Origin of the sequence: Thermococcus sp. GR6 (assembly GCF_012027415.1) — an archaeon.
GTDB lineage: Archaea > Methanobacteriota_B > Thermococci > Thermococcales > Thermococcaceae > Thermococcus > Thermococcus onnurineus.
The window spans coordinates 518,724-529,914 of sequence record NZ_SNUM01000001.1; the positions used below are offsets into that span (position 1 = coordinate 518,724).

The 11,191-nt window shown below is 51.8% G+C and carries 10 protein-coding genes; 5 read left to right on the plus strand and 5 right to left on the minus strand.

The genetic code is table 11. The annotated features are described in order from the left end of the window. Nucleotides 1–7 precede the first annotated feature (7 nt). The 3 genes from E3E32_RS02950 to E3E32_RS02960 all read right to left on the minus strand — a co-directional run bounded on the left by E3E32_RS02950 (nt 8) and on the right by E3E32_RS02960 (nt 2,383). On the minus strand, nt 8–925 hold the full coding sequence (locus E3E32_RS02950) for an inorganic phosphate transporter (protein ID WP_167730090.1): 918 nt from the start codon (nt 923–925) through the stop codon (nt 8–10). A 108-nt stretch (nt 926–1,033) separates the two neighbouring features. Beyond that, nucleotides 1,034–2,083 (minus strand): glycosyltransferase family 2 protein, encoded by a 1,050-nt coding sequence (locus tag E3E32_RS02955; RefSeq protein WP_167730091.1) that lies wholly within the window; start codon nt 2,081–2,083, stop codon nt 1,034–1,036. A gap of 24 nt (nt 2,084–2,107) precedes the next feature. Continuing rightward, complete coding sequence (locus E3E32_RS02960; RefSeq protein ID WP_012571573.1) at nt 2,108–2,383, minus strand: hypothetical protein; 276 nt, start codon at nt 2,381–2,383, stop codon at nt 2,108–2,110. Between the two features lie 91 nt (nt 2,384–2,474). Between E3E32_RS02960 and E3E32_RS02965 the strand changes: the two genes are divergently transcribed. Further along, entirely contained in the window at nt 2,475–5,075 is a 2,601-nt protein-coding gene (locus tag E3E32_RS02965) for an ATP-dependent helicase (protein ID WP_167730092.1), read from the plus strand. On the opposite strand, the gene E3E32_RS02970 is transcribed toward E3E32_RS02965, so the two are convergent. Together E3E32_RS02970 and E3E32_RS02975 are read right to left on the minus strand one after the other, a co-directional pair. Next, on the minus strand, nt 5,067–5,771 hold the full coding sequence (locus E3E32_RS02970; protein WP_167730093.1) for a gas vesicle protein GvpD: 705 nt from the start codon (nt 5,769–5,771) through the stop codon (nt 5,067–5,069). The genes E3E32_RS02965 and E3E32_RS02970 overlap by 9 nt on opposite strands. Nucleotides 5,772–5,890: 119 nt before the next feature. Next, nucleotides 5,891–7,741, minus strand: coding sequence for a prolyl oligopeptidase family serine peptidase (locus E3E32_RS02975; RefSeq protein WP_167730094.1), 1,851 nt, complete (start codon nt 7,739–7,741; stop codon nt 5,891–5,893). A gap of 100 nt (nt 7,742–7,841) precedes the next feature. On the opposite strand from E3E32_RS02975, the gene ribD reads away from it, so the two are divergent. The 4 genes from ribD to ribH all read left to right on the plus strand — a co-directional run bounded on the left by ribD (nt 7,842) and on the right by ribH (nt 11,151). Continuing rightward, the gene (gene ribD, locus E3E32_RS02980; RefSeq protein WP_167730095.1) at nt 7,842–8,927 is read left to right on the plus strand and encodes a bifunctional diaminohydroxyphosphoribosylaminopyrimidine deaminase/5-amino-6-(5-phosphoribosylamino)uracil reductase RibD; all 1,086 of its coding nucleotides are present in this window, start codon (nt 7,842–7,844) and stop codon (nt 8,925–8,927) included. Then, nucleotides 8,908–9,465: a riboflavin synthase gene (locus E3E32_RS02985; RefSeq protein WP_167730096.1), complete on the plus strand. Its 558-nt coding sequence runs from the start codon at nt 8,908–8,910 to the stop codon at nt 9,463–9,465. Before ribD ends, E3E32_RS02985 begins: the two co-directional genes overlap by 20 nt. Continuing rightward, nucleotides 9,462–10,628 carry a bifunctional 3,4-dihydroxy-2-butanone-4-phosphate synthase/GTP cyclohydrolase II gene (locus tag E3E32_RS02990; RefSeq protein ID WP_012571567.1) on the plus strand — a complete coding sequence of 389 codons (1,167 nt, stop codon included), beginning with the start codon at nt 9,462–9,464 and terminating at the stop codon, nt 10,626–10,628. The genes E3E32_RS02985 and E3E32_RS02990 overlap by 4 nt, the downstream gene beginning before the upstream one ends. A gap of 64 nt (nt 10,629–10,692) precedes the next feature. Continuing rightward, complete coding sequence (gene ribH, locus E3E32_RS02995) at nt 10,693–11,151, plus strand: 6,7-dimethyl-8-ribityllumazine synthase (RefSeq protein WP_167730097.1); 459 nt, start codon at nt 10,693–10,695, stop codon at nt 11,149–11,151. The last annotated feature ends 40 nt before the right edge of the window (nt 11,152–11,191 follow it).

Sequence of the window (11,191 nt, forward strand, 5' to 3'; positions counted from 1 at the left end):
TAAAAGCCTAAGCTAATAGGCCGACGAGCAGGTATGCCAGCCCACCAGCAGCCAGAGGGCCGAGAACCCACCCCCTGACTATTCCAAGGAGAACCATGACATTTACATGCTCACCCTTGTAAGCACTAAGCCCGCTTATGGCGCCTATTATTGCCTGACCAGAGCTGACTGGGAGGCCCAGCAGGTTAGCGGCGCTGACCGCTAAAGAAGCCCCTAACTGCGATGAGAAAGCCGAAGTCGGTCCAAGAGGGGAGAGATCCCTTCCAACCGTCATCATGACCTCATAGCTGAAGGTCAGCGCTCCAATGGCGAGCATGAGGGCAAGGACGACCTTGAACGGCCCATCAAAGCCCAAGCTTTCTAGTATACCTGCCACGTTGGAGAGCTCGTTTGCACCGAGGTTGAAAGCTGAGAAAGAAGCCGCCGTAAATATCAACCACCTCTGGGTCAGCTCCAGGTTTTTGAGGCACTTTATCCTCTTCAACACCGGAGAGTAGAGACGATAGACGACTATGGCCATAAGGGCCGCCAGGATTGGGGAGAGAACCCATGCGAGGGTTATCCTTCCAAGCGTTCCCCAGTCGACAGACAGGCCAAGCGCAAGGGAGGCACCTGTTAAAGCTCCGATGAGGGATTGTGTGGTTGAGATGGGCTTTCCCCAGAGGCTCGCGATTGTAACTGCTACCGCTGCGCTGAAGAGCACTAAACCAAGCGTCGGGGCTCCCATACCTTCGGCTAACCCGCTCACCGTTCCTGAAACGCCCGAACCACCAAGGAGGGCACCCAAAGTCGTAAATATTCCAATGAGCAGCACGGCCCGCTTGAATCCAATAACTCCCGAACCCACGGCGGTCCCAACTGCCTTTGCACTGTCGTTCGCGCCTATTGCCCATGCCATGAAAAGGGCGGCGGTTATGAGCATCATCGTAATCACGCCTATTTAGTCTATTGGTTAACACATAGTCTATATAGTCTATATAGCACATAAGTGAGCATTTAAAAAGGTTTCGCATGGGGATGAGAGCAGGCACTCTCAAAGCCTGCCCAGGAGTAGCCTAACATAGCCGTAAATGTGGAGTGTGAGGTAAAACAGCGCCCAGAACCAGACTATAAACGGGAAGAACAGGGCATTAAAGAACGAGCCACCCTCAACAAACGTCGGAACGAGCATCGTGATGACCTCAAAGCCATACCAAAATGCAAAGAGCTCAAAGCGACCAAGAACCAAGAGGAGGGGTGGAATGATAACATCAAGAAATGCCACGAAGTCGGAAAACAGCAGGAACGCCCAATCCTTGGTGAAGCCGCCGCCGAGGTTCTTCAGATCGCCGAGGAACCAGCGCTTCCTCTGGCGCCAGAGTTTGGAGAGAGTCTTAGGCATCTCGGTGTAGACCTTGGCCATTGGGGCGTAGACGACCTTTCCGAGCTTTTTGATGGCTTTGGTCGTGGCATAGTCCTCGACTATGTCCTCAACAAAACCGCCAATTCTCTCAAGCGCTTCCCTCCTGAAGGCCGCTATGGGCCCGGGAGCGAGGCTCAGGTCGTCGAGCTCTTTAGCGCGTCGGAACATTGCAATCCTCAGGTGCTCAATATCTTGAGCCCTCTCGAGGAAGGACGAGCCCATAACCCGTACCTGGCCACCCACGCCGAGGATCTCATCAGAGTGGAAGCGCCTCACCAGCCCCTTCAGGGCATTTTTATCGAGCTCGCTGTCGGCGTCGGTGGTGGCTATTATCTCACCGCTCGCCTTCGCAAGGCCGAAATTGAGGGCTTTCGCCTTCCCGCCGTGTTCTTTTCTGTAAATTCTGAGTCTTGGATCCCTAATAGAGCTCGCAATCTCGTATGTGTCATCCTCGCTTCCATCATCGACAACTATGACCTCAAAATCCGGATAATCCTGAGCAAGGGCCGATTTTATGGCCCTCAAAATCCTTTCTCCCTCGTTATAGGCAGGGATTATTAGGCTAACCTTCGGCGTCCATTCCCGAATTCTGTAATTACTGAAAAGGCTAATTATGTAATTAACGAAAAAGTAGCCGTCCCAAGCAAGGATTACCGCAAGGGCCAAGAGGAGGAAGTCCATGGTGGAAGAATCGAGGGGGCGCTTTTAACTTTTGCCTGCAAGCCTGTACTTCACAACGTACCGTCCGTGCTCGAATTCGTCCTCTTCAGCCTCCAAGACCTCGGCGGGCTCAAGCTCCAGCCCAAAGTCGAGGGCTTCCCACTTGATGTCGTCGAAGTAGTCGTAGAGCCCGCAGGTTGCGCAGAACGAGCCCTCAAACTCAATGACGACCTCATCGCCATTGACTCCCACGAGCCTGGCCTGGGCTTCGCTGCCGTGGAGCCGGTTGAACTCCTCAAGAACCTTTTTGAGCACTTCCATCTTCTCACCCAATTGGGGTTCATCATAAGCACTTAAAAAGTTTGTTAAGCCAACCGAATAGTTTAAAAATCCAAAAGCAAATGGTCGGCCGATGAGTGAGGAAAGGATAAGGTACGCCGAGAGAGAATACGCGGACGAGGAGATATTCGAGATACTGAGCGAGCCGGTTAGGGAGTGGTTTAAGCGGAAGTTCGGCACCTTCACTCCGCCCCAGCGATATGCGGTTATTGAGATCCACAAGGGAGAGAATGTTCTCATCTCATCGCCGACCGGTTCTGGAAAGACTCTCTCGGCTTTTCTCGCGGCAATAAATGAGCTTATTCTTTTGGGGAAGGAGGGGAAGCTGGATGATAAAATCTACGTTCTTTACGTCTCGCCTCTGAGAGCACTCAACAACGACATAAAGCGCAATCTTGAGGGACCATTGGCGGAGATAAAGGAAGTGGCAAAAGAGCTCGGCTACGAGCTGCCGGAGATAAGGGTCGGCATAAGGACGAGCGACACCTCGAGCTACGAGAAGAGCAAGATGGTGAGAAAACCACCCCACATACTCATAACCACCCCAGAAAGCCTCGCCATAGCGCTCAACGCGCCGAAGTTCCGCGAGAGGCTGAGAACTGTAAAGTACCTCATCATCGATGAGGTTCACGCTCTGGCTGAGAACAAGCGCGGTTCTCACCTAACATTGAGCGTTGAACGCCTGGCAAATCTCGCCGAGAGTGAATTCGTCAGGATAGGCTTGAGCGCTACAATTCACCCCCTCGAGGAGGTCGCCAAGTTCGTTTTCGGCTTCGATGATGATGGCAAACCGAGACCTGGCCTAATAGTTGACGTCAGCTTCGCCAAAGAGACCAGAATATGGGTTGAGAGCGTCGTCGAGGATTTGATTTACACTGACGCTGGAACCCTGAGCGACGCCCTCTACAAACGCCTGGCCGAGCTGATAAGGGAACACAGGACGACGCTAATCTTCACCAACACTAGGAGCGGTGCTGAGAGAGTGGCCTTCAACCTGAAGAAGCGCTATCCGGAGTTTGAGGGGCTGATAGAGGCTCACCACTCAAGCCTTTCGCGAGAGGTTCGTCTGGACGTCGAGGAGAAGCTAAAGAGGGGTGAGCTGAAGGCTGTTGTCACTTCGACAAGCTTAGAGCTCGGCATTGACATCGGTACAATAGATTTGGTTATCCTCATCGGTTCGCCAAAGAGCGTCAATAGAGCATTGCAAAGGATTGGAAGGGCCGGTCACAGGTTGCACGACGTGAGCAAAGGTGTCATTTTGGCCCTCGACAGGGACGATTTGGTTGAGGTTACCGTTTTGGCGCACAACGCCTGCAACAGGAGGCTCGACAGGGTTAGAATTCCGAAGAATCCACTCGATGTTCTGGTTCAGCATTTGCTCGGAATGGCACTGAACCAGGTCTGGGAGGTCGATGAGGCATACAAGCTCGTGAGGAGAGCTTACCCCTTCCACGACCTGCGTTACGAGGACTTCATGAGCGTGCTGAAGTATCTGGCGGGAGAATACGCCGGCCTCGAGGAGAGGAAGGTCTACGCCAAGATATGGCTGGAGGACGGAAAATTCGGCAGGCGCGGCAAGATGACGAGGGCCATCTACTACATGAACGTCGGGACAATTCCTGACGAGGCGAAGATAAAGGTTTACACGATGGACAAGAAGCTCATCGGAACGGTTGAAGAGGAGTTCGCCGAGAGGCTTATGCCAGGAGATATCTTTGTTCTCGCCGGAAGAACCTACGAGTTCATCAAGAGCAGGGGCAATAAGATCTACGTTATCCCGCGCGAGGGTGCGAAGCCAACCATACCTGCCTGGTTCTCAGAGATGCTTCCGCTGAGCTTTGACCTTGCCCTGGACGTTCAGAGGTTTAGGAGGGAAGTCAAGGACCTTCTAGACAAGGAGAGCGCAAAGTCGCTTCTCACGAAGAAGTACGGCATAGACGAGCGCGCCGCGAGAGCAATTTTATCCTACTTCCGCGAGCAGGCGCGCTATTCGGTGATTCCGGACAACGGCACGGTTCTCGTTGAGGAAATCCTTGGCGAGAAGAGAAACCGCTACTTCTTCCACACACTCATCGGCAGGCGAGCAAACGATGCCCTGAGCAGAGCCTTTGCCTACATGGTCAGCCAGTGGAAGAACTGCAACGTTGGAATAGCGATAAACGACAACGGCTTTGCCCTTCTCCTCCCGCCGGAGAAGAGGTTGAACGAGGAAGAAATACGGGCGCTCTTTGAGATTGGGGATTTGAGGGAGACTCTCAAAAAGGCCCTCGACAATACCGAACTGCTGAAGAGAAGGTTTAGACACGTGGCCAACCGTGGACTGCTCATTTTAAGGCGCTACGTCGGGAGGAGCAAGAGGCTCGGCAGGCAGCAGATGATGGCCGTTGCTCTCCTCAAAGTGCTCAAGGAGAACTACCCCGACTTCCCGCTCCTGAAGGAGGTCTACCGCGAGATAATGGAGGACAAAATGGACGTCGAGAGCGCGGAGCAGTTCCTGAGCTGGGTTCGCGACGGGAAAGTTAAGGTTGTGATCGAGCACAACGAGCTGCCAAGTCCATTCGCCTTCAACCTCGAAGTTATAGGTTCCAGCGACGTCGTTCTGATGGAAGACAGAAGGGAACTCATCAAGCAGCTGCACAGAAAGATAATGGCGATGATAGAAGCATTAGGGTAAAGAAATCACGCGATCGTTGTAGATCACTATCCCCCTGTCAGTAATTTCATACGGCCTGATAGTTCCGTCGAAGCCGCTCCCTCTAAATTTGGTTATCTTGATGCCCCTGGAGAGCCTTCCGTCGATTTCGAAGGCCTTCAGCTCTATCACGCCGCTCACAAGGTACTCCTCGATGTCCGTTCTCTGGAGCTCCGATGTCAGCAGAACGGTCGTCTTCATCCTCATCATCGTCTTTATAAAGGTCAGGAAAGCCCTCCTGTACTCTATCTCCTTCGTTGCTGTCAGCTTGAGCATGGTTATGGGGTCGAGAATTATCCGGGTGTAGTGCCTCGTGCGGAGCTGCTGCTTTATGGCCTCTGTCATTCTCTCTATGTTCTTAGCGAAGGACTCAAAGAAGTCGTCCACGAGAACGTATCTCTCAGCCGCAGGAGTTGCGTCTATCAGGGTGAACCTAGGATCGCGGAGGTTAAATCCCATCTTGGTCATGTCCGCCCTGAGGTTATCTGCTGGCTCCTCTAAGGTCACGTAGAGAACGTTCTCCCCGTTAGCAATGCCTGCCATGGCAAAGTGCATCGCGAGCGTTGTTTTTCCAGTTCCGGGAGCTCCCTTGACTAGATAGGTCCTTCCTGGGATTAGGCCACCGTTGAGCATTGCATCGAGACCAGGAATGCCCGTTGATATCCTTGCGCTCTCCATGTTTCTGCCCCGGGTATATTCTCGTCCCGGAAATATAAGAACTTTTCGAGTTCTGGCAAATTCTGGCTTCTGCTTGGAGTATTAGTTGAGAGTTACACATTGAAAATTAGAGGAGAGGGCTAAGCCTCGAGAGTCTTAACAACAAACGCCAGCAGGTCGGTCAATTCTCTTGCCCTTGTCTCAGGCGAAGCACCCATGTGGCCGCTCTTAGTTTCCACGCGCAGATAAACCGGCGCGCCGACCTCTCTTAGCTTCATGAAGAACTTAATAGCATGTGCTGGATGAACCCTGTCATCATATAAGCCAGTGTAGAGGAGCGTTGGTGGATATTTCTGCCTCTTGACGTTGTTGTAAGGGCTGTACTTCAGCAGAAACTCCCTGTCCTTCGGATCGTCGGGGTTGCCGTACTCAGGTATCCAAACGCTGCCGATGTAGAGCTTGTGGAAGCGGAGCATGTCAATGACAGGATAGCCTATCAGAGCCGCGTCCATAACGTCCGGCCGCTGGACGAGCGTCGCTGAGACGAGAAGCCCGCCGTTGCTCCTGCCCCAGGCGGCAACTTTGTAGCCTTCGGCCTTGAGCTTACTGAGAACGGCTATGAAGTCGTCGAAGACGTTCTGCTTGTTTTCTCTCATTCCGGCGCGGTGCCACTCTTCGCCGTATTCACTACCTCCTCTAAGGTTGGCCATCACAAAGGTTCCGCCGCGCCGTATGAATGGAATCACCTGCGGGAAGAATCTCGGAGTTAAGGCAATGTTGAAGCCGCCGTAGCCAAAGACCCAGGCCTTCTTCTCGTCTTTCTCTCCTTTTACAATGAAGTAGTGGATTCTCGTGCCGTCCTTTGAGATCGTAAAGTCCTCGCCCACCCGAAAGTCTCCTTCAATCTTCCTCTCGTCGAGAAGCTTCAGCTCCCCGTCAAACTCGTAGAGCCTGTAGGGGATGGTGAAGCTCTCGTATCGGAGGATAACTTTCTTGCCATCGGCGTCGAGTGGATAGAGGCTTCCGGGCAGGTCGAAGGTAATCTCGTCGAGCTTCTTGCCATCAAGTGAGTAGACCTCGAGCCTGTGGCTGGCATGGACGAGCCTGCCGGCTAGGATTCTGTCGCCCACTATTACTGCCCACTCCAGCGGGAACTCACCCTCGGGGATAACCTCCTCGATTTCGCCGTCCTCGATTGCGATGACCTTTCCGAGGCCCTTTCCTTCCTTTGTGAGGATGTAGATCTTTCCATCGACAACGTCTATCGGCTGTGCCGGAACCTCAGCTGAGTAAACCTTCTTCCACTTTTCGGGCTCCTCTATGGGGCCGAGGTATATCTCAGCCTTGTTCCAGCCAAAGGTCACCACTACCATCGCCCACTTTCCGTCGGTGCTTTTCCCCATGTTGATAAAGTAGCCTGAGCCGAGGCCCCCACCGAAGACCATTCTTTCGCCGTTCTCGCCCTTGAAGAAGAGCCTCACCGCCGGTGGCTCCATTCCGTCGGGGGTCTTCTCCTTTCTGTAGAAGCGCGCGAAGTAGTAGCTGTTATCGAGGAAGATGATTCCCCAAACTGAAGGCCTAATCTCCTCAATGAGCTCCCCGCTCTCGAGGTCGATTATCCTTGTTATCCCCTCGTCTGCTCCCCCAATGGAGAAGCTGTAGGCGAGCCTCTTTCCTTCGCTATCTGCTGTGAAACCCTGCAAAAGCACTTCATCGCCGAGCTCTTCTTCAAGCTTTTTGGAATCGACTATCACCTCACCGTCAAGCCACTTAATGATCTGCCTCCCGGCCTCGTTGACCATTACGAGCGTGCCCCGTTCGGTCAGCTTTGCCGTTCTGATAATGGGCAGAAAGTAGAGCTCCTTGACCTCTGGAAAAAGCTCGTCGCTGAGTTCTCCAACAAACTCCATAAAGCGTTTGTTCTCCTCTTCAACCAGTTTAAAAACGCACTTATTGTTCAGATCTTCCATCCAGATGTAGGGGTCATCCATGAAAATCACCGCTTTAACGTTATGAAAGAGACAATAAAAAGATTCTGCTATTCCAATTTTGGAACAAATTTTTAAAAATCATGGAACAATTTTCTGAAACATGATGGACGAAGACAAGAAGTTTATGCATCTCGCGCTGGAGCTGGCAAAGCGCGGAGAAGGCTGGGTAAACCCTAATCCAATGGTCGGGGCAGTCATAGTCAAAGACGGTGAGGTAATAGGTGTCGGATGGCACAGGAAGTTTGGGGAAAAGCATGCCGAAATTAACGCCATAGAGGACGCCAAGGGTAGGGGACACGACACTAGAGGGGCAACATTGTATGTAACGCTCGAACCGTGCTCTCACTGGGGAAAGCAGCCACCATGTGCCGATAGGATAATCGCTGAAGGCTTTAAACGAGTGGTCGTGGCAATGAAGGATCCTCACTCACTTGTCGCGGGCAGGGGCATTGAAAAGATGCAGAGAGCAGGCATAGAAGTTGATGTCGGCATCCTTGAGGAAGAGGCGAAAAAGCTGAATGAGATCTTCATCAAATACATAACTACCAAGATACCATTCGTTTCAATAAAGCTTGCCCTAACTCTCGACGGTTTTATTGCTACAGAAAGCTTCTCTTCTCAGTGGATAACGGGAGATAAGGCGAGGCAAAAGGTTCAGGAGCTCAGGAGAAGGCACATGGCAATCATGGTTGGAGCCGGAACGATTCTTAGGGACAACCCGAAGCTCAACTGCCGCCTTCCTGAATGTCCCCCAAAATACAAGGTTATCCTCGACAGGCACGGCCTTATCGGTGAGGAGCTGAGCAACGGTAGACGTTTCCGTCTCTTCAATGATGGAAACGTGATAATCTTCACAGAAAATCCGGAAGCGTTTGGAGAAGTAAACGCCACTATTGTCGAGGAAACCGATCCTGAAAGAATTCTTAGAAAACTCGGCGAGATGGGGATAGACAGCGTCTTGATTGAAGGTGGAAGAATAGCCTGCCAGTTCTTGAGCTATGCCGACAAGTTCTACATCTTCTATGGGCCAAAGCTCTTTGGGAGGGGAATAAAGCCTTTCGAGTGCCTCAGCGTGAAAGAAGCCAACGAGGCACCGGTGTTAGAGATAGAATCAGTCGAGAAGCTCGGTGAGAGCCTCCTTGTTACAGCTTACCCGGGTGATTGTGGTGTTCAGCGGCATTATTGAGGCCATAGGCAAGGCGAGATACTCTGCTGGAAGGCTCTATGTCGAAGTCCCTTTCAAGGTTACGCCGGGAGCTAGTGTGGCAGTAAATGGGGCCTGCCTGACGGTCATAAGCTTTGACGGAAGGATAGCCACCTTCGACGTCGGCGAAGAAACTCGGAAGAGAACCAATCTGACTAGGGCAAAGTTTGTGAACCTTGAGCGGGCTATGAAGGTGGGCGAAAGGCTTAATGGACACATAGTTACTGGCCACGTGGACGGCACGCTGAGGTTTCTGGCATCGAGGAAAAGCAAAAACACGACATGGATGGCCTTCGAGATGCCCCCCGAGCGGTGGGGAGTGGCTGAGAAGGGGAGCATAGCCATTAACGGTGTCTCCCTGACGGTTGCTAAGGTTGAGCCTACACGTTTCTGGGTTCAGGTGATACCCTACACGCTGAAGAAAACCAATCTCGGCTCGCTGAGGCCAGGTGATGAAGTCAACTATGAGATAGATGTTCTAGCTAGATACGTGAGGAGAATCCAGGAGGTGAAAGGATGAAACCGGACTGGGAAAGCATCAGGAGGGCAATCATTGATGGAAAACCCGCTGTCCTTGTAGACAACAGGAGGGAGTTTGAAGCTGATTTAGTTTATCCAGCAGAATTAGCTAATTCAGAGGTTGTGAACTTCATGCTTTCTATGAAAGGTCTTCTCTGTCTGACGATAGATCTGGAACAGGCCTTAAAAAGGGGCTTCTTTCCACTACCGAGCAAGGGAGGGGAGACGAACTTCCTGATTCCAGTTGACTACGAGGAGACGTTCACGGGTATAACAGCCGAGGAGAGGGCTTTAACGGCTAGGAAGATAGCGGAGGGACTGGAAGTCGAGCACTTCCGCTATCCCGGCCACCTGCATCTCCTAGGGGGAGTAGGTCTTAACTGGAGAAGAGGCCACACGGAGAGCTCATTAGAGCTGATGGAGATACTCGGCTTCAAACGCTATGCCCTAATAGTGGAGATTCTCAACGGAGAAGGAGACAGTCACGACCATGATTACGTACTGAAGTTCGCTAAGGAGCATGATCTTCCTGTCCTCACGACGGACGATGTCTGGAGGGAGTTTGTCAGGAGAAAGCAACTGGTGAGTGTTTATGCCAACGCGAGACTGCCGACGCGCTATGGGGAGTTCAGAATAATAAGCTTTGAAAACGAGCTAGATTTCAAGGAACACGTGGCAATAGTTAAGGAACCCTATAGTGAAGTGCCACTCGTGAGGATACATTCCAAGTGTCTAACCGGCGACACATTGGCGTCGCTCAAATGTGACTGTGGGAGCCAGCTGAGCAACGTCCTGCGGATGATAGCCCAAGAAGGGGGAATTCTGCTTTACATGGATCAAGAGGGGCGTGGCATAGGGTTGAAGGAGAAAATAAAGGCCTATGAGCTTCAGGATAAGGGACTCGATACAGTCCAAGCCAACGAAGCTTTGGGGCATAAGGGGGACGAGAGGACTTACGAGGCGGCCTTCCAGATGCTTAGAGCATTAGGCGTCTCGAAGGTGAGACTCATAACCAACAACCCTACTAAAGCAAGAGCGCTGGAGGAGCTCGGAATTGAGGTAGTTGAAATGATTCCCGCCCCGGGTGAGGTTACCGAGCACAACAGACCCTACCTAAGGATCAAAGCCGAGAAGCTTGGCCACAAGCTTCCTTTTGAAGTTTGATTAATTCAGGATCATATAATCACGTGATTATGCAATTACCAAAGTAACAAACGGAGGTGATGGTATGAAGGTTAGGGTGTTTGAGGGCGAATTTAAGGGAGATGGCCTCAGCATGGCGATAGTTGTTGCCAGGTTCAACGACCTCTTGACGGATGAGCTACTGAGCGGAGCCATAGACTGCTTCGAGAGGCACGGTGTCGAAAGAGTGGACGTCTTCAAGGTTCCCGGATCCTTTGAGATCCCAATTATAGCCAAAAAGCTCGCCGAGAGTGGAAAATACGATGCCATTTTGGCTTTAGGTGTTGTTGTTAGAGGCGAGACTAAGCACTTCGACCTCGTTGCCAACGAAGTATCCAAGGGGGTCGCCCAAGCTGGCCTGATCACTGGTGTTCCAGTTATCTTCGGTGTCATAGCCGTTGAGGACGAGCTTCAAGGATTGAACAGGGCTGGAATAAAGAGCAATAAAGGATTTGAGTATGCGATGGCAGCTTTGGAGATGGCGAACTTGATGAAAAAGCTTTGATATAGTTTGTGGTTTTTTATTTTTTAATTTCTGTACTAAC

Coding starts and splice junctions, on each gene's coding strand:
- E3E32_RS02950 (WP_167730090.1), bottom strand. CDS start 925: ATGATGCTCATAACCGCCGCCCTTTTCATGGCATGGGCAATAGGCGCG.
- E3E32_RS02955 (WP_167730091.1), bottom strand. CDS start 2,083: ATGGACTTCCTCCTCTTGGCCCTTGCGGTAATCCTTGCTTGGGACGGC.
- E3E32_RS02960 (WP_012571573.1), bottom strand. CDS start 2,383: ATGGAAGTGCTCAAAAAGGTTCTTGAGGAGTTCAACCGGCTCCACGGC.
- E3E32_RS02965 (WP_167730092.1), top strand. CDS start 2,475: ATGAGTGAGGAAAGGATAAGGTACGCCGAGAGAGAATACGCGGACGAG.
- E3E32_RS02970 (WP_167730093.1), bottom strand. CDS start 5,771: ATGGAGAGCGCAAGGATATCAACGGGCATTCCTGGTCTCGATGCAATG.
- E3E32_RS02975 (WP_167730094.1), bottom strand. CDS start 7,741: ATGGATGACCCCTACATCTGGATGGAAGATCTGAACAATAAGTGCGTT.
- ribD (WP_167730095.1), top strand. CDS start 7,842: ATGATGGACGAAGACAAGAAGTTTATGCATCTCGCGCTGGAGCTGGCA.
- E3E32_RS02990 (WP_012571567.1), top strand. CDS start 9,462: ATGAAACCGGACTGGGAAAGCATCAGGAGGGCAATCATTGATGGAAAA.
- ribH (WP_167730097.1), top strand. CDS start 10,693: ATGAAGGTTAGGGTGTTTGAGGGCGAATTTAAGGGAGATGGCCTCAGC.